13 protein-coding genes and 2 pseudogenes are annotated in these 26,350 nt (G+C 44.5%); 4 read left to right on the top strand and 11 right to left on the bottom strand.

Annotation, left to right across the window (positions count from 1 at the left end):
- Nucleotides 1–6: 6 nt before the first annotated feature.
- From EYS00_RS17470 to EYS00_RS17435, 8 genes and pseudogenes are all read right to left on the bottom strand, one after another.
- Complete coding sequence (locus EYS00_RS17470) at nt 7–1,551, bottom strand: arylsulfatase (RefSeq protein WP_242618814.1); 1,545 nt, start codon at nt 1,549–1,551, stop codon at nt 7–9.
- A gap of 348 nt (nt 1,552–1,899) precedes the next feature.
- Nucleotides 1,900–4,200 (bottom strand): methyl-accepting chemotaxis protein, encoded by a 2,301-nt coding sequence (locus EYS00_RS17465; RefSeq protein WP_130638918.1) that lies wholly within the window; start codon nt 4,198–4,200, stop codon nt 1,900–1,902.
- Nucleotides 4,201–4,461: 261 nt separating this feature from the next.
- Nucleotides 4,462–4,809 (bottom strand): DUF6559 family protein, encoded by a 348-nt coding sequence (locus tag EYS00_RS17460; protein ID WP_130638916.1) that lies wholly within the window; start codon nt 4,807–4,809, stop codon nt 4,462–4,464.
- A gap of 192 nt (nt 4,810–5,001) precedes the next feature.
- Nucleotides 5,002–9,332: pseudogene (locus EYS00_RS17455) on the bottom strand (alpha-1,6-glucosidase domain-containing protein).
- A gap of 71 nt (nt 9,333–9,403) precedes the next feature.
- Nucleotides 9,404–12,475: a TonB-dependent receptor gene (locus tag EYS00_RS17450; RefSeq protein ID WP_130638914.1), complete on the bottom strand. Its 3,072-nt coding sequence runs from the start codon at nt 12,473–12,475 to the stop codon at nt 9,404–9,406.
- A 259-nt stretch (nt 12,476–12,734) separates the two neighbouring features.
- Complete coding sequence (locus EYS00_RS17445; protein WP_130638912.1) at nt 12,735–14,243, bottom strand: tryptophan halogenase family protein; 1,509 nt, start codon at nt 14,241–14,243, stop codon at nt 12,735–12,737.
- Between the two features lie 207 nt (nt 14,244–14,450).
- Entirely contained in the window at nt 14,451–17,255 is a 2,805-nt protein-coding gene (locus tag EYS00_RS17440; protein WP_130638910.1) for a TonB-dependent receptor, read from the bottom strand.
- Nucleotides 17,256–17,757: 502 nt separating this feature from the next.
- The gene (locus EYS00_RS17435) at nt 17,758–19,584 is read right to left on the bottom strand and encodes a DUF885 family protein (protein WP_130638908.1); all 1,827 of its coding nucleotides are present in this window, start codon (nt 19,582–19,584) and stop codon (nt 17,758–17,760) included.
- A gap of 290 nt (nt 19,585–19,874) precedes the next feature.
- On the opposite strand from EYS00_RS17435, the gene ansA reads away from it, so the two are divergent.
- Nucleotides 19,875–20,891 carry an asparaginase gene (gene ansA, locus EYS00_RS17430; RefSeq protein ID WP_130638906.1) on the top strand — a complete coding sequence of 339 codons (1,017 nt, stop codon included), beginning with the start codon at nt 19,875–19,877 and terminating at the stop codon, nt 20,889–20,891.
- Nucleotides 20,891–21,732: pseudogene (locus EYS00_RS17425) on the top strand (DUF2797 domain-containing protein). Before ansA ends, EYS00_RS17425 begins: the two are co-directional and overlap by 1 nt.
- A gap of 42 nt (nt 21,733–21,774) precedes the next feature.
- Here EYS00_RS17425 and EYS00_RS17420 read toward each other — a convergent pair.
- Both EYS00_RS17420 and EYS00_RS17415 read right to left on the bottom strand, forming a co-directional pair.
- Nucleotides 21,775–22,326: an NAD(P)H nitroreductase gene (locus EYS00_RS17420; protein WP_130638904.1), complete on the bottom strand. Its 552-nt coding sequence runs from the start codon at nt 22,324–22,326 to the stop codon at nt 21,775–21,777.
- A gap of 87 nt (nt 22,327–22,413) precedes the next feature.
- On the bottom strand, nt 22,414–23,031 hold the full coding sequence (locus tag EYS00_RS17415; protein ID WP_130638902.1) for a DoxX family protein: 618 nt from the start codon (nt 23,029–23,031) through the stop codon (nt 22,414–22,416).
- A gap of 355 nt (nt 23,032–23,386) precedes the next feature.
- On the opposite strand from EYS00_RS17415, the gene sppA reads away from it, so the two are divergent.
- Together sppA and EYS00_RS17400 are read left to right on the top strand one after the other, a co-directional pair.
- Nucleotides 23,387–25,249 carry a signal peptide peptidase SppA gene (sppA, locus tag EYS00_RS17405; protein ID WP_130638898.1) on the top strand — a complete coding sequence of 621 codons (1,863 nt, stop codon included), beginning with the start codon at nt 23,387–23,389 and terminating at the stop codon, nt 25,247–25,249.
- Entirely contained in the window at nt 25,212–25,769 is a 558-nt protein-coding gene (locus EYS00_RS17400; protein WP_242618813.1) for a SprT family zinc-dependent metalloprotease, read from the top strand. The genes sppA and EYS00_RS17400 overlap by 38 nt, the downstream gene beginning before the upstream one ends.
- On the opposite strand, the gene yfbV is transcribed toward EYS00_RS17400, so the two are convergent.
- The gene (gene yfbV / locus EYS00_RS17395) at nt 25,747–26,196 is read right to left on the bottom strand and encodes a terminus macrodomain insulation protein YfbV (protein ID WP_130638896.1); all 450 of its coding nucleotides are present in this window, start codon (nt 26,194–26,196) and stop codon (nt 25,747–25,749) included. The two genes, EYS00_RS17400 and yfbV, sit on opposite strands and share 23 nt — an antisense overlap.
- Between the last annotated feature and the right edge of the window lie 154 nt (nt 26,197–26,350).

The raw sequence follows: 26,350 nt of genomic DNA, 5'->3' as shown, positions 1-26,350 counted from the left end.
CTCCGTTTAGTTTTTTGAACCATAACGACTAGGCCAATAGTCGAAATTCCATTCATCCAAAAAAGAGCGTGTTCTAGAGGAATCCATTAACAAAGCTGCTTGTTGAACTAATCTCGGATACTTAGATGCTAAATCCGTTGTTTCAGAAGGGTCGTCTCTAAGGTTATACAATTCAATCGGAGGGTTATCCCGATACTGTTTATTGAATATTCGAATTGCTTTCCAGTCACCGTTTTTTTCATCTCTTATCCTAACCGCTTGCGCATGATCGCCTCGTTTATGATGAAACTCCCAATACAAACTCTCATGTTGTTTTTGCTCTCCTTCGCCAGTTAATGTTGGCAAAAACGAAATGCCATCTGTTGTCGAACTAAGCTCCACATCAGCCAATTCTGCGAGTGTGGGTAACACATCCCAAAACGCTGATACGTGATTGGTCAATTTGCCGGCGGGAACAACACCTGGCCAATGCGCAATGGTTGGCATACGAATGCCGCCCTCGTACAAGTCTCTTTTGTACCCTCTGAATTGACCGTTGCTATTAAAGAATTCCATGTCTGCGCCACCTTCGGGGCTTGGTCCATTGTCACTGGTGAAAATGATCATGGTATTTTCATCAATGTTCAGCTGCTTAAGTAACGCTTTGACTTGCCCTATCCCTTTATCAATGTGAGTGATCATTGCAGCGCGCGCCGCTCTGGGTCGTCTTTGCGGTAAGTAATTTGAATGCAATCCGTACGGTGTTTCTTCAAAGTCGTACTCATCGATATATTCTTCTGGCGCTTGCAAGGCAGCATGAGGCCCGGCGTAAGCTAGGTACAAAAAGAAAGGTTTATTCTGGTGTTCTTTTATGTATCTCAATGCATCTTGCGTTAAGCGCTCTTGAGCGAAGTCTTCTCGTAAGTATGCTTGGTAGTTGATAGGGTCATACGGATCAACTCCTTCTGGCAATGATTGGTGAGAATGTAAGAACTCATTATTGAGGGCAAACCACTCTTCGTTTCTCCATAGATGGGTTGGATAATGATTATGCGCTTGTTTTTGATCCAAGTAGCCAAAAAAGTAATCAAAACCCTGCTTGTTCGGTGTTCCATAAGAACTTGGGCCGCCGAGCCCCCATTTACCAATTAGTGCGGTATGGTAACCAGCAGATTGCATCACAGTGCCAAGTGTTGTGGAGCCTGGGTTAAGTGGCATCTGACCAAACTCTCGTTCGTCAGTGAAATCACCCAATTCGTAATTACCGCGAATTTGATTATGACCCGAATGTAAACCTGTCATAAGAGCAGCTCTTGAGGGCGCACACACAGTGTTACCAGCGTAATGCTGCACGAACGTTAAACCTTCATTTGCCAGTACCTGAAGGTTAGGTGTACTTATTTTTTGCTGACCATAAGGCTCAATATCACCAATACCTAAATCATCAACAATAATGTAAATAATATTCGGTTTGTCGTGTTGAACTTTACTCGGAGGATTATTAGTTAATACCTGCGTTGAGGCACTTTGTTGAAGTGACCACCCGATAAGTGCAATTACAGTAAACGCCATCACACTCATCGTAGCTAATTTTCTATTGATTGTTTTTATCAATTGCATGTCTCTCAAGAATCTAACACTAGTGTTAAAAGCCACTAAGCTGTGAGATTGCTACCCTAAGAGCCGTTATTATTTTTTAAAATGCAATTATCAATTTTACGTTTTTCCTCTGGACTTAAATAATTTGAATTTTGCTCAATACGTAATTAATTAAGGTTTGTTGCGGTCGATAAAAACCAGACATTTTTTTTGGTTATGAGATGAGCACAGCCCACTGTGGCGCTGCTAGTACTTATGGATGTTGCAATGCCACTATTCACTCTTTCAACTGACGAATCCTGTGGTCAATGACCTCTACAACTAAACCACAAATCGATTTACGCTGGTCTGCACTTGTTCAGATAAGCCTGACAACTGATTAGCTACGTTGGAATTGATACGGGTAGAATCAGCCATTTCATTGGCTCTACGTTCAAGGTTCTCAACGTTTGCGTTTATCTCACTAATTGTCTCTGATTGGACTTCACTGGATTGGGTAATGTTTTGATTGAGCGCAGCAATCTCGACAACCACCAGAGTTAGCTCGTCGAGTGTTTGCTGCACTAACTCAACCAACTGAATGCCATTATTTGCAGACGATGACGCATTGCCCATAGAGGACACCGCATGTTCAGCAGAGCTCGTCAAACCCTCAATCTGTTGTTGAATAGTCACTGTACTCTCTTGCGTTCTTGAGGCAAGTGTACGTACTTCATCCGCAACTACAGCAAAACCTCTTCCATGCTCCCCTGCCCGCGCTGCTTCAATCGCCGCATTCAGAGCAAGCAGGTTGGTTTGGTCAGCAATTGAATTAATCACCGAAAGCACTTCTCCAATATCTTTCACGCTGTTTTGTAAGTTTTCCAACGTTACTGTAGCCGTTGATACTTCATCGACAAGCTTGCTGATATTGTTTACCGCATTTCTCGCTCGCTCAGAGTTTTGTTCTGCAGTTTGTTTTGCTTTACGTGTTGAAGCAGCAGCGATTTGGGTTTGCTCTGTAATTTGCGAGACCGAGTCGCCAAAGCGACCCAAAGACTCTTTTACGTCCGACACTTCAATGCTCTGTTCATGCATGGTGTGGCGTGTTTGCTCAGTATTTTGACTCAATTCCGTACCATTAGCTGCAATAGTTTCAACCGCTTCTTTTACATGGGTCACGGTACCTTGCAGTTGTTGCACAAAAAGATTAAAGCTTTGTGCAATATCGTTAATTTCAGGAACGTCTGATTTAGGCACGCGTACCGTAAGGTCTGCTTCACCTTGAGAAAGATCCGCAAAACGATTAGCCAAACCGTCAAGAGGCTTGGTTAACTGTTTTGAAAATACATGGCTAATAAAGAATGCGAATACTAGTCCAATGCATACCACAATGAGCGCAACTGCTACAATTCGAGATATGACGCCATTCACTGATTGAAACGCTTCCGCTTCATCGATTTCTGACATAATTGCCCATTGATGATTCAACACATTAACTGAACTGTATGCACTCAATACTGGCACTCCCCGATAATCCTCAAATACGTCGAAGCCGGTCCGCCCGTTTAGTGCTTGTTCTACACCCATCGTATCTACTGGTTGCAGTGAAATCGTTGTTCCCTTTTTCTCAATGTCTGTCCATTGAGTAATGCCTGCCTGCTTAATGACGTTTAAGTATCCTTGCTGATCCTCAACAAAGAATCGACTTTCATTTCTCAACGTATTATCGGCCCCAACCAGATAAATCTCTCCACTTTCACCAAAACCTGCATCAGCCCATCTTTCAGACTGAGTCATGATGGCGTTTATTCTATCTATAGGCATTTGAAAAATTAATACAGCTACCGTTTTCCCATCGCGAACAATAGGAGTCGATATGAAACTGGCAGGGTTGTTGTAGGAAGGCACGTAAGACGCAAAGTCAGACAGGTAGGTTTGCCCGGCACTCAGAGTGAGTGCTTTATTAAATGCTTCAGCTATTCCACTGTTGTTATAAGGTCCAGTGCGCAAGCTAGTTGCAAAGTCTAATTCCTTAAACACAGAGTACACTACGTAACCAGACTCAGGTTCAACGATAAATATATCGTAATAGCCGAACGCGTTTAAGAACTGTCTGATAGTGGGGTGATATCGCTCGTGTAACTGATCATAAGTGTTGCTACCGGCAGCAGTATTGAGTCCATCTTTTTCACCCAGTGGAAAAACGTTATCTCCAATATACGCAGCCTGCAAACTAATTGACGTGCTATCTAATGTGTTGAGCAATCGCGCTGCTGATAAGCCATCATCGTTTTGTTCATCGTATACACGCTGAAAGTCTTGCGTGTAATAGTCTTTAAGCGTGGATTGAGTCGAGAGGCTGATTGGGCGCTGTTCAAAAGCAAGCGCGAAGTCCTGTGCAGCCTCGACGATACTGATATCATTCGCCATTACGAGGATTTGTTTCTGAATAGATGAAAAGTAATCTTCGATTTGCTGTTTAACGAGTGTTCTCTTGGCAACAAGGTCCCTTTGACTTTGTTGAAAGGCTTCATCTCGCATACTGCTGATTGAAAAGTAACTCGTGATGATAACCGCTAAAATAGATACTACCGCTGCCACCGTAGTAATTACGAGTGACATCTTTCTTCTCAAGCGCATAACTCTATATCCCTGTGTCCGAACATCTTTACTCTACAAAATTACTACACGGTTGTTTTTATAATTCTTTATCGAGAAGACACTATACTGCCAACTAACCAAGCAAAATAAAATACCTTTATAATACAATTGGTTAATTAATTGAGCAATTAGTCAGCGATGGTCACTTTATGAGCGATTTATCAGATAGAACTTAAGAATCTATTAAGCCATCAGAGGGATCGACAGCTAGATAAATGATGAAGCTTCAGCGGGTTTAAACTAATGGCCACCTGGTGATGTGTTTAATTTGCCATTGGCGTAATCAATGAGCGTTTGTGTGTTGAATCTTGGCCACCCGCCAAAACAATACCGGCCGATAAGCGCGTGATATTGGCCTTGTGTACGCAGTATCTCGTACTTTTTTTGGATATTGCCAAACTCGTTGAGTGAGCAATACATAGCAAGGGCAAAGTCTAAATACTTTCTATTGGACATAGATTCAGTGTAGGCGAATACAACTTCCTGTTCACTGTAGTGTTGCTTTTCACCAAAGTGAGCCACGAGGCGTAAAGTGACTTTACGCACTACCTTTCTCACATTAGCCCCCTCCAAAAACCACGAGATCACCGTTCCACCCTCATTTGCACCACTTCTATGTTTAGCCAAAAGTATGAGTATCGATGAAACTGACGACGTGGAAAAGTATTCAAACGTAAACGTTTGTTAGCAAATGTATATCTTAATCATATACAGAAGGTATTGCATAAAAAAAAGGGGGCGAATATCGCCCCCAAAATCCAGTGAAATTAAAGAGTTAGTTTACAGTGCAGTCACCGTAAGTGAGGGCATCGCACCATTAGGGCCAGACACTCTAAATTCATAAGTACCTGCATCCGTTACATCAATCATTAGATTGTTGTTACTAGAGCCCAATACTTTAGCTTCTCCCGGTACAACAACATTACTAGCTGCGTCGTTTGGATTCCCCAAGTTAACAGTTGCCCAGTCTTCGGATGCCACCTTAAACTCTACGCCACCAGCACTAAGATCGACTTGTACCGTATAAACCCCTTCACCTTGGTAGGTAAACTGACTATCGGTGCCCCAGCCATTCATGCCGCCGCGTAAGTAAACTTGTGTACTACCAAAGAACTCTTCTTTGTACACCGAGATCGTTGGTGCATCTAATGTAGTCACATCAAATACAAACACGTAACGGTCTGACTCATCGATGGTTAGTACTAAGTTATCGTTTGTTGCTGCTAGTGGAACAATCGTGCCCACAGATACAGCTTTGTCTGCATCATCACCACTGATAGCACCAAAGTTAACCGTAGACCAATCTTCTGATGCCACTTTAAACTCATAGGTTCCAGCATCTATGTCACGGGCAAAGGTGTAGATTCTGCCACCTTGATAGGTGAATGCATCGTCAGTTCCCCAGCCGTTCATCGCACCACGCAAATAAACTGTTGTACCCACGTATGGCTCTTCATTGACCACAGTCAGTACTGGTGCAGTTGGTTCTGTAGCGTCAATGGTGAACAAGTAGGTCGCTGTCACTGATGGTGTAAAGCTTAGGTTGTCGTTAGTTTGTGCGAGAACTTTCGCCTCCCCTTCAACGACCACACTTTCTGCACCACTCGCCGCACCATAGTTAACGGTCGCCCAATCTTCTGACGCAAACTTAAATCCATAAGTGCTATCGGCATCAAGCATTACTGCGACTTCGTACACTCCATTACCTTTGTAGGTAAATGCGTCGTTAGTAGACCAACCATTCATGTCACCACGAAGATAGACCGCTGTTTCACCATAAGGAACTACATCAGGTGCGCCAGATGTTGCAAACGATGATAATCCGTAGCCTTGCGCGCCCATTTGAGGCTTCACAAACACAGCGATAGTCATCGCAGGTACAGTAAAGGAACCGTTGCCATCTTCACCTTCAGTGAAATATGCTCCACGCACATCAGCATCCACTGAATTCATTTGCGCCATGTGAAGTTCAAAGCCTGTGGCTGTATTTACAGCAATCGACTTTTCTTCATAGCCAGTGTTAACCACCACCATAATCGCATCATGCATCATGTCGAGGTCTTCACGCATTTCTTCAGAGTCAGGCATAACACCGTCATCAATACTCATGGCAATAAGACCACGCTGTTGGCGGGCGCCTAAGTTGTGGAAGCCGATACGATCAATGATTTGTTCTGCTGACGTTAGACGGAACAATGGGCTAGACGTACGAATAGACAGTAATTCATTGAATACCGCACTGGCATACTGAATATCACTCATACCAGCCGCACGTTCAGGAGAGTAAACAAACTCACCCATTTCAGCCCAACGGCCTTCGTTGTCTTGTGCAAGGGGTAAACCCACGTTCCAGTTGTTCGACTCGTAGCTAAAGTCTACAAAGTTAAACCAGTCACCGGCGTCGTAAGTGTTTCTGTCCATAGACTTAGAGCGAAGGAAGTCACCACCCATTTGTAGGAACGGGATACCTTGAGAAACCAATGGCAGCCCAATAGCCACATTTTGTGCACGAACCCGCTCATACAAACTAATATCTGAAGGTAGCGTATAGTTAAGTTGGTCCCACAGGGTTTCATTATCGTGCTTAGACACATAGTTGATGATGTCTGCAGGATCATCGGCATAGCCACCTAAATTACTAGTCGCACCGGCAACGCCTGAAGACGTTTCAAGTACGTAGTCTTTAAGTGTGCCTGCAAGACTCATTTTCACGCGATCTTGGTCGTACAGTAACGAGTCAGACTCGGGTGTGAATATGCTGCCCTGACGAATAGCTTCACGAATACGGTCGTTGAACGTACCAATTTCCGTGCCCGCCATGTTGAGTTGATTAGCTTGCTCGTAGCCACGGTCGATACGTGTCCAACCTTCACCATAGAAGTAGTTATCACTATCGATAGCTTGCACGGCTTCGCGTAAGCGCACCATAGTTGCTTTAGACGCTTGGCTCATGATGTCGAAGCGGAAAGAGTCATATTTATAGTGCTCAGTCCAAATCAACAATGAGTCATGCATGAGTTTTTCCATCATGACATTACGTGGTTCAGTATCGTCACAGCAAGTTTCACGTACTATCGCACCTGAATCCGTCTCATAACGGTGGTAATAACCAGGAACCACTTTGTCTAGCACTGACTTAGAGAAGACGCCAGAGGCATTGGTATGGTTGTAAACCACGTCTAGCGCAACTCTCAGTCCCATTTCATGAAGCGCTTGAATCATTGCACGCATTTCAACAATACGTTCAACACCCTCTGCACTCGATGCATAACTACCCTCAGGTGCGTTGAAGTGATGCGGATCGTAACCCCAGTTGAACGTATCATAACCACGCATATCATTCGCTAGCTCTTGTGCCTTTGCAGCTTGCGCAAGTGGATCGTAGCTCTTAAACACATCAATAAGTAATGCAGATTCGCTTTCTTCATTACACACTGAAGCATCGCTGTTTAAACGACATAAATCAGCCACCGTGTCATACAAGTCTACGGTGTCACTAGGGTCTTCTTCGATAGTTGCAATGTCATTTGCTGGCAGCAAATGAATGTAGTTTAGGCCTGCATCCACTAACGATTCTAAGTGCATCACAGGTGCAGTGCCTTCTTCGGTAAAGGCAAGGTATTTGCCGCGATTTTCTGCGCTCGTTGTCATATCCAAAGCACTAAAGTCACGAATATGTGCTTCATAAATAACGGCGTCTTCTGGGTTAGCGACTACCGGAATAACGTGGTCATCCCAGCCTTCTGGCTTAAGATCATCATCGGCAAGATTAACAAAACGAGTAAACCGGCCATTTGTGCTCAGTGACACTGAATAAGGGTCAGTCACTTCTAACGTTTCTAATTGGCCCGTAACAGGGTGATAAACCACAACTTCATAGCGATATAGTGTACGGTCAAGGCTCATATCACCTTCGTAGCGCCATACACCAGACGCGTCATCGCGAGTCATGTCCATACTGCCCGACTGGGTTTTATGTCGTTAAAGGTCAGTAGTTTTACAGATTGTGCTGTCGGTGCCCAAACCGCAGCAGTAATACCACTGTCGGTATAAACTGCACCAAGTTGAGCTTCGTCAGCATCCGCTTCGCCAGAGGTGTAAACCGCGTCAATGGCATTCGCTAGTTGAATACCAGTGGCAGCAACTAAAACACCTTCACTATTGTAACCACCAAGCACAGCTTGTGTTGTCAACACGGCTTTAGCATCATCAACACTCCAAGTGCCTTCCCATGCCATCATATTAGCTAAGTGCGGTGCACGTGCAGACTGCTCTTCGGTTAGCGTAGCAGACATTAGCTCAACCGCAGTACCATTGATACCTGCGTCAAGTGACGTCTCTAAGTCGGCTGCTGCTGAGTAATGCAGTTTAACCATACTCACTGCGTCAGGCGCATCCCAAAGTAATGTATTGGCATCCAACCAATGCGCACTCATGCCCTCAATGTCAACAGGCTGTGGACCCAACGACATAATCGGGTATTCAAAAATAATTGGCTCGCCAGACAAGGTAAAGTTCATACGAACGAAAGTGTCGTCGTCTTGAATCAAAGAACCTTGGAAGTCCGCACCACCCATTTCTTTACCGGCATCATCGGTACCAATATGAATAATAAAGTTGTGGCAGTCGTCGTAACCTTCTTTTAAATCAAGGATCCAATAAGCACCATAATTGGGATCAACACCGTTGTGTATACGGCCATTCGCCCAATCTGTACCTGCGTCAGCATAGGCATCACATTGGTCGTTGTTCCACGTGTGTAGGCGCCAGCCCTCGTAGGCAGGGTCATTACTTGAATTGTCTGCATCTACCGCTGCACGGTTGTAATAGAGTACCGCCTGGTTTTCAGCAGGGAAAAATACAGGGTCTGGTAAGGTAGGATCTGCACCCACAACACAAGCGTCATTGGTCTCGTTGGGAACCAGTGGCGCATCACATTGAATAGGTGGTGGTGGTACACATGCTGTACCCTGTTCATTGGGTACTTCTGGTACACTACAAACAAGCAAGTCACTAGAGCCAGACTCAACGTCCGACCCGCCACAGCCTGCCATCACCAGAACTGCAAAAACTATGGCGATGGCTCGCCATGCTGGTATTTTGTTAAACATAGTAAACTCCAGATCAAAACTGAATAGCTTGGCCAAACCACGGCCTTTCTTTAATTGGGGGCTGATTGTTTTCATAATTGATAAGTCATCCCAAGAAAGTACTGTGTGCCAAAGAACTGAATCGTTCCGGTTTGTTCAGGTGAGGTGAAGTAGCTCTTCGTCGGTTCGTCAGTGACGTTGTTAACCTGGAACAAAACACTCCAATTATCATTAATTTCATACGATGCTTGGTAATCGATAACCAATTCAGAATCAAAGTTAACTACTTGATTGTTAACAGCAACTTGTTCAGAAACAAACGCATCTCTGTAGCGGCCAGAAACACGAGTTTCAAACCCTTCGTATTCCCAGAATAGCGTTACTGTTGCTACGTTCTCTGATAAACCCGGTAGACGGTTAGAGTAGATCCCATCACTCAATGTGCGCTGGATTTCACTTTCCGTATAAGAGTAGCTGGCACTGACGCCCAAGCCTGACCATGCGCCAGGTAGCATGCTATAGATTTGTGTATAGGCTATTTCAAGACCACGAATATAGCCGCCTTCCGCATTGTTTACCGCAGTTTCGTAACGACCGTTTTCAGTCGGAACGGTAACAAATATTGGATCGCCATTTTCGTCTAGTGCAAGCTCTGCTTCCTGACCAGAAAATTCTGGCTCTAAGAACACGGGTACCTGTACTTCGTCTGGAACTATGATGCCATTCGCAGCAAAGTCATAAGGCTCGATAGCAACTTCTTCAATGAAAGATTCGATGTCTTTAAAGAACGCCGCAACAACTAACGCGCCCTCTGTTTCTTCGAAATAGTATTCCCATGAAACGTCGTACTGAGTCGCATAGAATGGTTCAAGGTATGGGCTATTTTTCGCTGAACCGTTTACACGCGCTGTAGGCTGTGACAGGGTGATTTCACCAGAGTCGCGATCTTGAACTGCAGTAACCGTTTCGATAGTTGTTGACGCATTTGCTGCAAAGCGATTGATAGGCGCCCGTCCCATCACTTTTGCCGCCGCAACACGAAGCTGCGTAGCATCAGTAAGCTTGAAGTTCAGGTTGATTGATGGAAGTACATCAGAGAATTCGTGGGTTAACACCGCTGGACGGTAGAAATTATTAATTAATCCCGCTTCGTCCATAATGTTTTGTGCACCCGCTGTTGGGTCGCTCACCTCAACCGTTACACCAGTAACTGGGTCTGAAATCAGCTGAGTTGCTCGCTGAAGGGTTGTCGATGCTTGTTTTGTGCGTACATAGCGCACGCCTACGTTACCAGTAATAGGGAGCTCACCAATTTCTGTATCGATATTCGCCATCAAGTAACCAGCGTTAACGGTTTCAAACACATCGCCACTTTCTTGGATGGTCCAAGAAGTACTTGGTCCTGTGCCTGGCCCATTAATAACACCGGCAGCCCCTGGTCCCCACGTTTGCACCGGTTGCGGTGTACCTTGTGGGAACCACGCAGACAACGCTTTATTCAAGTCAACAGACAAGTAAGACGGGAAGTAACCAAATTCTCCACTCCAATCGATTTGCTCCACCATATCACTGGTTAGCTGAAGCGGTGGTTCACTCGCAGAGAATGCGCCATCGTTACCGTATTCAAATACTGAACGATCATTACTGTACTCGCGATCAGAATAGCGATAGCCGAACTCAATTCCAGAGAAGAATGGATTGTCAAAATAGTATTGGAAGTCTAGACGGTACGCGTCTAGCTCGTCGTTGTTCACGAAGGGATAAATACCGTATTTACTCACCATTACGCGATCTAAATCGGTAAATGCACTACTTTGATTAAATGCGAGGTCGGGTAAGTTTAGCCCGTTAAGCAAATATGAAATCTGCACATTTTCATCAAAGCGAGGACTAACAGCGTTTGCGTCTTCGCCAACTAACGACCATAACAGGCCATTGCGGAAATCACTTTGCGCTTTAGACAGTGAGATATCCGCTTGCATTGAGAAGCTGTCAGTAATCTCCCAATTCGCATTAATACCGTAGCTCTCTACTTGGTCAAAGTCTTGGTTATCATCGTTAACCAATTCAACCCGAGTAAAGCTTTGATCAGTGCGTGAGAACGTACCACCAACCACTGAGTTATTCACAATAACAGGGTTAGTAATGTTGGCATTGACGCCGCCAAGTTTTACACGAAAACCACGAGCAAATTGTTCAGAATCAAACTTAGAAACAAAAGCATCGGCTTTAAGAGTAAAAGTATCAATGGGTGCCCATTCGATAGCAGCAACATAACCGTTACGGGTTTCTTCACCGCCTTTGTGCTGCATTTCAAAACCCTCTGAAATCAACTCGCACTCTGGGCAATCAGTACCTGCTCTATCGTTATCACCCTCAACACCATCAACATCCACGGCCCCATTGTACGCTAGGCCGATAAATTGTGTTGATACGCTGGGTTGTACCAAACGAGCATAACCCAATGAGACACCCAATGTGTCTTCTAAAAACTTCGCTTGATAAGAGAAACTAATGCGCTGACCAAACTCCGTCGCATCGGCAATGTCACCTGCGGCGTCATTGTACATTCCGCGGACGTTAGCACTAAACTTGTACGGTTGGTCAATTGACAGTGGGCTGGCGGTCTTGAGTTCAACCGTACCCGCAATACCACCTTCAATCAAAGACGCTTTAGGTGATTTGTAAACAGCAGCTTCAGTAATCAATTCCGATGGATATTGATCAAACTCAATGGCTCTATCACCACTGGTTGAAACCTGCTCTCGACCGTTTAGCGTTGAGAATACGAAATCACCGGCTAAACCACGAATATTAATTTCCGCGGCCTGCCCACCAGTACGTACCGCTGATATACCGGGGAGTCGCGTTAATGCGTCAGCCATCGATACATCGGGTAATCCACCTAAGTCATCTGCAGAAATTTGCTCAGATACCGTGTCGGAAAAGCGCTTTTGGTTAAGTGATTGAATAAGGCTTGTACTAAAGCCTCTTACCTCAATACGCTCAAGTGTTTCTTCTTCAATCGCTGATTCAGAAACTTGAGGTACTTCATCGGTAGGAGGTGGTGTGTTTGACTCCTGCGCGAAGATGGGGAGTGATGCAAAAGCAAATCCACTACTCACCAACGCAGCCGTGATCAAGCTGGGTTTGAAGTTTTTCATTGTGTCCCATTCCTTGTTTTTATCGGCTAACCAACACTGTGGCTAACCCATTATGGTTCACTACAAATTTTATCTGCTTGACCAAAAAGGGAGCAATGGGATGCATACGTATTCATTCACAATAACTTCACTTGTGATTAACAAAATTTAAGATTTATTCGCTATCAAAATGAAATAAATGAATTTTCATGAGGTGCATTGGTGATAACTCTTACCACCAATGATAATAATATGTGATTAAAATGTTTAAATCGCAACTCTAGCGAGCTGACTTACACAACATCTCAATATAGGTGTCGTGGTCTGGTATTTGTGCGAGAGGTTCACGTTTAATATCGTAAATCGATGACAACATACTCTGAATTTTTTCGTCCGACATGCTATTCACTATACCGTGATAATCTTGTGGCGTTATCCCCTGCCCATACATCACCTGAAGCCATGAACCTTCTGAGAACAAATCATTTTGCTCGCGAACTAACGTACCGTTTTGACGAAACAGTTCCATTTTGTGCTTGAGGGAATCAGGCACATCAATATTCCGTATGTCGTTCCAGAACCGGCTTTCATAACGTTCATTCTGAATATAATGCAACACAAGGAAATCTCTGATTTGCTCGTACTCTAATTCTGATTGCTTGTTGTACTCGTCAATCAGTGAGTCTGAAACGCCGTTGTGTGGGAACAAATTGAGTAATCTGACAATAGCCGATTGAATCAGATGAATACTTGTTGACTCTAGCGGTTCCAAGAATCCGCTAGACAGACCCACTGCCACAACATTCTTAAGCCACTGCTTTCGTCGACGGCCTGTAGTAAAACGAATGAGTTTGGGATCGCCCAATGGTTTTGTGTCTAAGTTCGACATTAATACATGCTGAGCTTCGTCTTCACTGATATAACGAGAACAAAAAACATGGCCGTTGCCGTTTCTGTGTTGCAGTGGGATCCGCCACTGCCATCCCGCACTATGGGCAATTGAACGGGTGTATGGTGCGGTTTTTTCATGTCGTTCAGAAGGTACGGCTAGCGCAGAGTCACAAGGTAATAAATGAGACCAGTCGTCGTAACCCGCGCCAAGGGTTTTATTGATGAGTAATCCCTGAAAACCAGTACAATCGATAAACAAATCACCTTCGATGGTGTTGCCGTTATCTAATGAAAGTCCTGTAATAAAACCGGACTCACCGTGTCGTACAACGTGATTAATTTTACCTTCAACCCGAGTAACACCCATCATTTCACAACGCTTGCGCAAGAATCTTGCGTAAAGGGACGCATCAAAGTGATATGCAAAAGGAAGATCCAATACGCTGTCTTTTGCGTTGATACGGGCAAACTTACCGGCTTCAGCAGCTAGATAATTGAGGTCGTATTCCCAAAGATCATGCTCGTGACCTTGCTGTCGAGCTTTAAGCCAAAAGTGGTGAAAATGGCAAAAGGCCAAACTCTTTCCTGGGGCACCAAATGTGTGATAGTAGTGCTCGCCTTGGGTTTTCCAGTTTTCAAACCGAATAGCAAGTTTTACAGTTGCTTTTGTTTCGCGAATAAATTCGGCTTCATCTAATCCGAGTACTTGATTTACCAGTCGAATAGGAGGGATCGTGGCTTCACCCACCCCTACGGTACCGATTTGCTCAGACTCTACAAGGGTAACTTGAATAGCGTCACCAATGACTTTCTTCAACAGCGCCGCAGATAACCAACCTGCGGTACCACCACCTGCAACTACAACGCGCTTTACTGGCGCTTTTGACGGGTCATGCATACCTGCTTTGTCCTCGACATTGAATTTACACACAATACGCAAAGACAAGTAATCGCTACATTTTTAATTACTTGTCATTGGGCACTGCATAAAAGAAAAGCCACCTGCCTATTTGCTACCGCCCTACATCGATAACAAAACAACAGTGTGGCTTTAAATACAGTTTGGGGCAACATTAGAACGCCGTTACCCCGTAACAACTCGCACTTAGAATGTGTAGTTGAAGCCCAACAAGTAGTTAGTACCGTAAGACTGGAATTGCGTCACTTGACGAGCATCTGATGCTGACGTTTGAATATCTTCTAGGTCAGTCAAGTTTTGTGCCTGTAGTGTTACACGCAATCCTTCTAGGTACTCAATACCAGATTCACTGAAGTCATAACCAATCTGAGCATCAACAAGCGTTCCGCCCTGTTTAGTTGCATCAACCAATGCCAAACTTGTACCACGTTCTTCTGTTAGGTAAGAGTCACGCTTAGTACCTGCTACACGGAACTCAAAACCATTGCTCTCGTAGTAGAATGTCAAGCTGTAAGACTCTTCTGAAAGACCAGGAATACGTGTTTCCGTTTGGCCTGGTGCTGCATCAACTTCACCGTCCATAAAGGTTGCACTTGCAAATAGACCGAAGCCTTCAAGTGAGTCGTGTAGCATTTCACCCGTTAATAGACCCTGAAGTTCGTAACCACGTACAAAACCTTCGAACCCATCAAGTACACCAGAAACACCACCTAGGAATGTACCAGGAGTTTGGCCCTGTGATCCTTGGTGCAGTTCAGGAATGTACACGTCAGAGAAATCAACGATTACGCTGGTATCACGGTGCCAGTTCTTAATGTCTTTGTAGAAGAATGACGCTGCAACATAACCCGCATCAGCAAAGTAGTACTCGTATGCAAGGTCAAGCTGGTTAGCTTCAAGTGGTTTAAGTTCAGGGTTACCTGCACTACCACCCCACGGACCGTTTTCTGGATCTGTGCTGGTGATTTGGTTGTCGTTAAACGCGAAGCTCGCTTGTGTATTCGGACGCATGTCATCCATACGTGGGCGAGAAATTACTTTACCAAGTGCGAAACGAACGAATTGTCCTTCAGCAACTTCCGCAGACAAGTTCAAGGTTGGTAATACGTCAGTGTAATCAGCACCACCACTTACCGCAGTAGCTACCGTGTTGCCGTCTGCATCAGAGGTCGTTGAGAAGCCTGTTGACTGCTGGTCTGCGTTAACCACTTGAACACCCACGTTACCGCGAACCCAAATGTCACCGACTTCCCACTCAAGATCAAACTTGGTGTAGAACGTAAGCAATTCTTCATCGACAGTATAGGTATCACCTAAACGGTCATTCTGAACTAACTTGGCATCAGTTGCCGTGTAGTAACCACTGTTATATAGACCTAGTGAGTCATAACCTAAGATACCGTTGATACCAATGAAATCTAGAGGAACAACACCAACAACAGAAGGTAGTGCTTCATCACCAGGGTATGATGGAGCAGTTAAATACGCACCATTGTTAAGCTTAGTTTTAGAGCGGTCAGAGTAGATAACCCCAGTAGACATACCAGTTACTACACCCCATTCAACAAAACCTTTTGCATCAAAGCGCAAAGTATCAAGATCTTCTTCAAAGGTAGGTTGGTTAACAAAACCATCCTGAGCGTCAGAACCGATGATAGGTGCACCCCATGCCTGCGGACCCGCTAAGCGAATTAGGCTTTGATCAGTGAGATCAAGCGGTGCCAATGTTGGGTGGTCTGAATACATAACACCAGTAGAAGTCATTTCCCAGCTACGCGGCGCTAGAGGACGACCATCAATGCCAGCACGGCCAACCCCTGAATAGCTCTCTACGTCAATAATTTCTTTTTCAACACTACCCGTAGAATAATCAACTTCTAGCGTCCAAGAATCATTAAGTTGATACTCAGCGTTTACACCGATAGTGGTGAGTTTTGCATCTTGGCTACGCGCGTCGTTACGGATTACTGACAGGAATCCATCGTGATAACCAGAAGTCACAAGGCCGTTTTCAACACCCGTGATAGTGTAGTTAACACCACCCCACTCTGGACCACCTTCTTCAAGACCACGGCGGACATCGTTTTCAACAAAATCAATGTATAACGCGTCAACTTGAATGTTTAATTTGTCATTCGGCGCCCACTCAACAACAGCTGCAACCGAGTCACGCTCTAGCATTGCTGAACGTGCGAACGAATCGTGACCACCAAGAATAAGTGTACCGTCTGGTACGTCAACGCCGTCTGCCGCGTTTGCAGCATTGGCTGTTGCGTAACCCCAACCACGGAAGTGCTCTTCTTGACGAGGAGATTCCATGCTAGCAATAGTTAATGCTAGACCGAGTGTGTCGTCAGCGAATTGATCAACGAAATTCAACGATAAGCGATGGCCTTGGTTGTCATAATCTGGGTTAGGAGAATCTTCAGCATTTTTCTCAATGTTACCATTGAAAGTAAATGTGCTCTTTGCAGACAAAGGACTAACCGTTTGAAGGTCGATAGAGCCACCAATGTTCTGGGTAGTCATACCGGCTTCAGCCGTTTTATAAACAAGAATATTTGAGATAATTTCAGTTGGGTAAAGGTCGAATTCAACGCCTCGGTTATCACCCATACCTAGCAACTCACGTCCATTAAGCGATGTACCTACGTAGTTTTCGTTGAAACCACGAACTGAGATACCACTTGTACGACCGTTGCGACGTTCACCTGCAAGACCAGGTAGACGTGCGATCGATTCTGCGATACTTGTGTCAGGAAGCTTACCAATGTCTTCTGCAGAAAGTGCTTCAACGATAGACGTGCTATCCATCTTGATCGCTTGTGCACGTTGTAAGCTTCCGCGGATACCACTTACTTGAATTACTTCAACAGTGGCTTCGTCGATACCTTGTGCGTTAGCGTCTTGAGCAAAAGCAGATGAACTTCCAAAAGCAACGCCACTTGTAATCAGCGCTGCTTTTATGAGATTTGGTTTAAATTGTTTCATAAAACGGGTGTCCCATTCGGTTATAGTTTTTGTCTTATTCTTGTTTTTATGACAATCCAGTGACAATACATCTCGTCGCCGACAATGCTATAGACCTCGTTTCTTTTGCACAATTGCCTGCATACGTATTCAATAAAATTAACGCAACACACTGTTAACATTACCAATATACGAAAGCATGTAATTTAACACCAAAAAGCGCCGTATTTAGGGCGTTTACAGGCAATCTGTTGTAATTTTGTAACAAACCCAAAAATACAAAAAACGCTCGATGTTAATAAAACAAATCCATGACAATTGTGCGACGACGTGAAATTTACATCACATTGTAAAACTTAGAATAAAATCAGCGGTTCGCAAATAAAGTGCGTCTAAACACTAGGAAAATTGAGGAGTGGAGAGCATTGAGGTATTAATATTAGGCGCTCTTTTTCATGACATAAAAAAACCGCAAGTAATGTCCTTGCGGTTTGCATTGGTTACAAAATTAAGTTGTACTAATTTACTTTTGTGCTGCTATCCACTGCTCGATTTTTTGACTCAAAATCGGCATTGGCATTGCTCCGTCAGTTAATATTTGGGTGTGGAAATCACGGATATCAAACTTATCACCCAAGGTTTCACTTGCTGATTCACGAAGTTCTCGAATATGGCGTTCGCCTGTTTTATATGCGAGTGCTTGACCAGGCATAGAAATATATCGCTCAACTTCAGCAACCGCATCAGACTCAGCCATAGACGAGTTGTCTAGCATATACTGAATGGCCTTTTCACGACTCCAGCCCTTAGCGTGAAGCCCTGTATCCACCACCAAGCGCATTGCGCGAAGCTGCTCGTCATTCAATCGACCGTACCACATGTAGGGGTCTGAGAATAAACCGAGCTCTTTACCTAAACTTTCAGCATAAAGTGCCCACCCTTCACTGAACACGGTATAGCCGTTAAATTTACGGAATAAAGGCAAGCCTTCCACTTCTTGTTGAATAGCAATTTGGAAATGATGTCCTGGTGCGGCTTCGTGCACACTGAGCGTTTCCAAGCTGAACTTAGGCTGAGCTTTTAAGTCTCGCGTATTAATGTAGAAAATACCTGGACGGCTACCATCTGGTGCAGGCGGCATATAACTGGCCGCTGCAGAAGACGCAGCGCGATAAGGCTCAACCGCTTTCACAACATAGTCAGACTTGGGAAACACGTTAAATAAGGCAGGCAGTCGTGCATCTATGTCTGCTTTAACATTGGTATACGCAGCTATCAAGTCCTCTTCTGTGGTGAAGTAAAACTTGTCGTCTGTACGTAGATGGTCAAAAAATGCCGGCAAATCACCCTCGAAACCAACGGTTTCTCGTACTTTATTCATTTCATCAAGAATACGGCTAACTTCCTGCAAGCCAAATTCGTGAATGGCATCTGCACTCAAAGGTAATGTGGTGTGTGTCTTAATTTGATACTCGTACCATGCTTTTCCATCAGGCAACCCAGACAAACCTACACTAGCGCGAGTTGCTGGTAAGTACTCATTTTTCACATAATCGTGAACCCGTTGATACGCCGGAGCGATGACTTCTAGGATAAGCGCTTTGTAATCAGCAGTAATTCGCGCTTTATCTTCTTCAGAAATGCCCTCATTTTCTGACAGCGCTGCGACTGGCCCATAAAACACACTCGTCGTTACATCGTCTACGACATGTGCAGAAAGTTGCGGTAAGAGCTTTTCTGCGATTGGCGTAGGAAGTACAACCCCTTCCTTAACCCCAAGTTTCATATACGTCACTACGCTATCCATATACGTAGCGAAACCTAGGGTACGTTTAGCAAAGTTATCGTAGTCTTCCACACTATTAAATGGCTGAGCTGACTGACCAGAACCTAACATTGGGAAGAAGGTGTGTACACCACCCATCTGGGAGATAGGCATGTATTGTGTGCCAAATCTCACACCGTCGATACTGTGTTGGCGATCATTTTTAAAGATTTCGTAGCTGATCCAATCTTGGCCAGAAAGCTGAGTGCTATCAATTTTTTCCAGCTCGGCAAGATAACGTTTCTCAAAAGCAAGTGCGTCCGCTAGAAGCTCTGGGCTAAGAGGATCGTTGAACTGATCATTGTACTCACTGACACCATAGAAGGTTGCCATCAGTGGACTACGAGACAAACTTTCATCGAAATACTGTTGTGTTAACACTGCAAGCTTTTGCGCCTCAGACTGCTCAGTCACTTCAGCCCCGTGCGCGTTGCCGTTGTTATCGGTTGAGTGAGAGTGTGCCAAAACACCTGTCGATACCGACATTGCACCGGCAATGACCAGAGACAAGAGTTGTTTTTTCATGTCGTATTCCTAATTATTTATTGTTGTTCGCTGAGATTCTAAAGCAGTATGGCGCATTTATCGAAAGAGTTTTTCTGAAGTGCCAAGGTAAATTGTTTGAAAATATGTCACGACTGAGATTGTAGAAGGGAAATGCAAACGAGTCGGCCTCGACAATATGGATACCTCTAGACTAATGACATATTAAGATAGACTGTTAGAATGCGCGCTAATATGACAGTTACAGCGTTAAAAACAACAATAACCTTGCTATATCAGCAACATTAAAGCGCCACTAACGAGAGAAACATATGCGTAAACACATCTATATTGCTTATACAGGTGGCACCATTGGTATGAAGCCATCTGAGCAAGGCTATGTACCCGCCGCAGGCTTCTTACAGAATACATTGAAAAATATGCCGGAATTTCACCGTCCGGAAATGCCCGATTTCACCCTACATGAATACGATAATCTTATCGATTCGTCTGATATGAACCCTTCAGATTGGCAGCGCATAGCTAATGATATTGCTGCAAACTACGACAACTACGACGGATTTATCATTTTACATGGCACAGATACAATGGCCTATACTGCCTCTGCACTGAGTTTTATGCTTGAAAACCTCAGTAAACCCGTCATTGTTACTGGCTCGCAAATTCCGCTCGCAGAACTGCGCTCTGACGGACAGGTGAATCTGTTGAATGCGTTGTATGTGGCAGCGAACTACCCCATTGCCGAAGTCAGTTTATTCTTCAACAATCGTCTACTGAGAGGCAATCGAAGCCGAAAAGTTGATGCTGATGGATTCAATGCATTTGATTCTCCCAACTTTCCGCCCTTACTCGAGGCAGGGATAAATATAAGTCTAAACGCAGGTAAGCTAGCCACTCCCACCTCGGAGAGTTTAATGGTCTCTAAAGTCTCTGCACAACCCATTGGCATGGTAAGCCTATACCCTGGGATTGCCGCACAGGTCATTCAAAATACACTGATGCAACCGGTGAATGCTCTGATTCTGTTGAGTTACGGCGTGGGCAATGCGCCACAAAACGCAAAGTTAATTGAACAGCTCGAGTATGCACGGCAGCGTCAAATACCTATCGTAAATTGTACTCAATGTTTAAGAGGAAGCGTAAACATGCGTGGCTATGCCACAGGTAATGCACTCAAAGAAGCTGGGGTACTATCGGGCGGGGATATGACACCAGAGGCAACGCTGGCTAAACTACACTATCTATTAAGTAAAGATATTGACTACAAAACACTGACGGAACAACTCACCAAGAGCTTGCGCGGTGAACTTTCAGAGCGAGAATTATAATGGAAATTTCAGGTGCCTTACGCAAAATGCACACGCAAGCTGACGAGAATGGTTTAGTTAACTATACCCTTCCGATAGGCGAACAGTTGGTTGATATGTCTTCGCTCATCGGCCAACAAATTTCGGTGTCATTCGATGGTGATATCCATTGTGTCCATTGCGCAAAGAAACTAAAAAGAGCTTTAATCAAGGTTACTGTTATCGCTGTCTAATCACACTGGCTCAGTGTGATAGCTGTATTATCAAACCTGAGAAATGTCATTACCATGAAGGGACATGTCGAGAACCCTCATGGGGTGAAGAGCATTGTTTAAGTGACCATTTCGTTTACCTTGCCAATACTGGCAATTTAAAAGTTGGTATCACACGTCACGTAACCAATAGCATCTCATCGAGATGGATGGATCAAGGTGCAAGCCAAGCCTTAGTTATGCTTAGGGTTAAAGATAGGCTCACCAGTGGTAAGGTTGAGATGTTGTGTAAAGAGCACATTGGAGACAAAACGAACTGGCGTACAATGCTCAAGGGCCAGCCGGACTCGCAAGACTTGCTAGCGCTAAAGCAAACACTGATGGAAAAAATAGCGCCAGGTCTCGAAGCCATCAAACAAGAATTTGGCCTCCAAGCTGTGTCGGAAGTGGACAGCCCAATGCATGCTATTAATTACCCTGTCTCCGTATATCCAAGTAAAATCACGTCGATAAACGCGGAGAAAACGCCAGAGTTTTCAGGCGTGTTAAACGGAATTAAAGGGCAATATTGGCTACTAGACGATAACAGAGTTATTAATATAAGAAAGTACTCTGGGTATACTGTTACGTTGAAAGCCCCCGATGCGTAACGCTGTGAGGGCTTTCAGCCAGAGGATGACCGTGGTAAAGCGCTAGTTCCAATAAGTAACAAAGTCTGAGAGGTTTTTCTCAGGCTTAGTAGGCGCGGCGAACTGGGGCGTACCTAAATACAAGTAACCAACAATTTCGTCTTCTTTTTCTAATTCAAAAGCAGTTTTCACGTGTTCACAATGAGCGTAACTTCCTGTTCTCCACATTCCGTTAAAACCTTGTGCTAGGGCCGCCATTTGCATTGCCATTACACTGCAGGCAGCAGAGCCAATTTGCTCTACTCTTGGTACTTTCTCATGTTCAACATAGCGAGCAATAGCAACCACAACCATGGGAGCTCTCAGCGGTAGCTGTTTTGCTCGGTTTATATCAGAATCTGGCTTATCATTTGAACGGGCAGAATCACTATAAATCTCACCCAAGCGATTCAGCCCATCACCAGTGCAAACAATAAAACGCCAAGGACACAAACCCGCATGATCAGGAACTTGTGTTCCAGCCTTCAAAATATTCTCTAGCGCTTTCCCCGATGGAGCAGGCGCAACCAATTTTGGTTGCGAGCGGCGAGTCAAAAGTAGTTCTAATGCGTCCAATGGGCGCTCCTCACGATATAGTCGTACTGCGTTAATGAAAGTGGATACTACTTATCGTGAAATAAAGTGCAATAAAAAGTAGTTTAGCTAGTCTACCGCTTTCTTCGAACGGGCTTTCGACACAAAATAATCAACACTCACGTAACGTCCACCACCGTAGAACAATAGTACCGCTAACATCACAAAGTAAGTAGCGCCAAACTCTATACCATTGTTTAAAATGACAAAACTACCACTACCGGTGAGCCAATCGTAATGTCCATGTGCCTGAAGCAATGACTTAGCCGCAGCAAGACGCTCAGGCGCTTCCATTACGGTCTCATTAAGAAAAATAGTCCCGTCTGACAGCCATGAGGATGCGTCCGCAATTGCTGCCCAACCATTTTTAGCATGAACCGTCACCATGGCAACAACCATAGTGACTAACAACGGAATACTTACCAGGCGAGTCAACGCACCAATTAGGATGAGAAAGCCCCCTACCAACTCCGCGGCGGTAGCCAGGAATGCCATTACCAAGGGAAAGGGTAACCCCAAACCGTAATCTTCATTTCCAAACCAATTGACAATATTGTCGAAGCTTTGCACTTTAGTCCAACCCGCTTGAATCATCACTGGGGCGAGAAAAAGTCTCAGTAGTAGCAACGGTATGCCGTCACCATATTTCATCTTATCAACTACGGTGTTATATATTTGAGTTATCATTGTTTGGTCCTAAGTGGGCTTATTTGTAAATAAGAACGAACTCGAATGAAAAAACTTTCTTCATCTCTAAAGAATCGTGCAAAACCGTCGCCTTTCAAGCGAATCGTGGCCCGAGGACAAGAAAAAGTTCACTACAAACCGAAAGTAGGTAAGTTAATAATGAGTTTGAGTAGTGAAGATCATGAACGAATTGCAGTACTGATACGTAAGTGGTTAAAGGAAAGTGATTAGCGCGAAATCTGCGGTTTTACTCTCCTTCTGAAGTACAGTTCTAACAATTAATTACAATTAATCAGGCGATTTTGATTAGAATAGGTCGCATAATAGAATAAAACAAAACTAGGTATCAGATTTTATGGCTTCCAAAGGAAACTGGACAAAGTCCTTATTTTTAGGGTTGTGGGCGGTACTCAACTTTTCAAGAAAGTTGTTTTTTAACATCATTTTTTTAGTGTTGTTCGTCGGGCTAATCGTGGCATTAAGCCAAGACAATGATCCAATGAAGGTCAATAACAACAGTGCACTGATGTTGAGCCTAACGGGAACTCTCGTTATCGAGAAGGAAGGCGTTGACCCATTCGAGCAGTTCCTTCAAGACGCATTTGGGCAAGAATCTGATAATCCTGAAATGCTGGTTCGAGAAGTTGTAAAGGTCATCGAAAACGCCAAACAAGACCGCAGAATTACCGCGATGATTCTGGATTTGAACGGGCTTGCCGGTGGCGGTCTAGATAAGCTCCGTACCGTCGCGATGGCTATCGAGGATTTTAAAACTTCCGGTAAGCCTGTTTATGCTATTGGCGATTACTTTACCCAAAGTCAGTACTATCTCGCAGCGCATGCCGACCATGTTTATATGAACCCTATGGGTGCATTACTTATCGAAGGTTTTGGCCGCTACGGCATGTACTACAAGGACATGCTTGAAAAGCTTAAAATTACCACACACATTTTCCGTGTAGGTACTTACAAGTCTGCTGTAGAACCTTTCATGCGCAATGATATGTCAGAAGCGGCAAAGCAAGCCAATCAGTTGTGGTTAGATACGTACTGGGAGCAATACAAACAAGATATTGCAGCGGCTCGTGGGTTTGATGTTAACAACTTCGACGAAACGCTAGGTGAACTAGTTGAGAAGTTCAACAACGCAGGTGGTAACTTTGCACAGTACGCCGTGGACCACCAGTGGGTAGATGCGCTGAAAACTCGCGAAGAAGTTCGCCTTGAGCTATCAGAGGTTGTAGGTACTGGTGACAACCCACTCGGTATAAACATCACAGCTTATAGAACGTACTCGAATGTTGTGAATGCACCACTACCTGTTCCAGAGTCAAACTTATCTAAAGTCGCTGTAGTCGTTGCTAAAGGCACTATACTCAATGGCACTCAAAAAGCGGGCACAATTGGTGGTGACAGTACTGCACAACTGCTTCGCAAAGCCCGCCTCGACGACAACGTAAAAGCAGTAGTTCTTCAAATTGACTCTCCCGGTGGTAGCTCATTTGCCTCTGAGATAATTCGCCAAGAAGTACTAGAGCTGAAAAATGCAGGGAAGCCTGTGGTAGTCTCTATGAGTACTTATGCTGCGTCTGGCGGGTACTGGATAGCGGCCAACGCCGACAAAATTTTTGCCAGCCCGAGTACGATCACTGGCTCTATCGGTGTGTTTGGTATGTTCATGACGTATGAGAACACACTCGATTATCTTGGTATTCATAATGACGGTGTAGGTTCAACAGAAATGGCAGGTTTGTCTCCTCTTCGTCCACTTGCGCCAGAGTTCGGTCAATTGTTGCAACGCAGTGTAGAGAGCAGCTACCACGACTTCATTTCACTCGTGGCAAATGCTCGAGAAATGGAGCTGACACAAGTAGACGGTATTGCTCAGGGCCGTGTTTGGATTGGTGAAGATGCGCTAGAGCTTGGTTTGGTCGACGAACTCGGCACGTTAAGTGACGCAATCAACTCGGCTGCAGAATTCGCAGAGCTCGAGCAATACGACACTTTTTACGTACAACGTAGCTTATCGCCACAGGAGTTATTCTGGAAGGAATTCTTCGGACAAGCTTTCGGCGTTGTCGGTAAATGGCAATTTGCTGAAACAGATTCAGCTCTTGTAGATATGGTGAAAAGTGTTGTCAGTGAACTTGATAATGTTCGTAAACTTAATGACCCTATGGGTGTTTACGTACTTTGTATGCAGTGCAAGGTGGAATAGCATCGCAGATAAAGATCTCACTGAACATGAGCGTGCACGCATTTACGACAAAGTTAATGCGTGCTACGAACTGGCGGAACAATACCTAGGCCGTCAGTTCCCTCGCCCTCAAATTACCTTCAGAAAATCAGGAAAAACAGCGGGAACCGCATTTTTGAATGTGAACCGTATCAACTTCCACCCGCTTATTTACAAATCAAACCAGGACAGCTTCATTAACGATGTCGTTCCTCATGAAGTCAGTCACTTATTGGTTTGGCAGTGTTTCGGCAAAGTAAAACCTCATGGCAGAGAATGGCAATCCATGATGTCACAAGTATTTGCATGTGCCCCTGAGGTAACACACAAATTTGACACCGCTGAACTCAAAAGAAATACCTTTGATTACCAATGTGCCTGCGGCGTTGTGGAGTTGGGAGTACGGAGACACAACAAGGTGTTAAAGGGTGCCCAGTATCGCTGTAAGCGATGCGGTAACACACTTCAACAGGTTAAGGTTAGTGAAACCAACGCTGCGTAAATGCAGCATCTAGGTTATCGAACGCAGACTTGAGTAATTTTGCCAGCGCGCGGTACTTAGGTTTAGATTCTGCAGATGAAACCGCCACACCGTGCGAACGCATTTTTTCGTGTATTTCCATATACCAATGCTGAAGCGCAGGTGGTAATTGCTGATTGGAACGATGACCGAGCCACAACAGACCTTGCAAAGGTAAACTCAGAAAGAAAGCACCTATAGTAATGATTTGTGGTAAATGAGACACGCCCATGGTGTGTAGCATAAATGCACAGGTAACCACCGCAGCGGGCGGCATTACCTTGATACTGAATCGAGTTGCAGCCACAACACGGCATTCAGGAAAGTAGCTATATAGCTCTTTCTTCATAGGCCACTCATTCATGTAGCCTTGCCCATCTTTCAACATGCTAAAGACTGACTGTGACATTTACCCCTGACTCCACACTATGGTTTTGCATATTAGTTAATGACTGACACTTTCTACAACAAGCTTCGTTGAGCAAAATTACGAATAATTAATACTGAACTTTACCGTGCCATACCATGGCTTAAGTATAGCGCACTACACTCTGCATGTGACA

The organism is Alteromonas sp. KUL49 (assembly GCF_006538345.1).
Lineage (GTDB): Bacteria > Pseudomonadota > Gammaproteobacteria > Enterobacterales > Alteromonadaceae > Alteromonas.
Note: the sequence above shows the minus strand (reverse complement) of the source record. Positions and strands in the feature narration are given on the sequence as shown.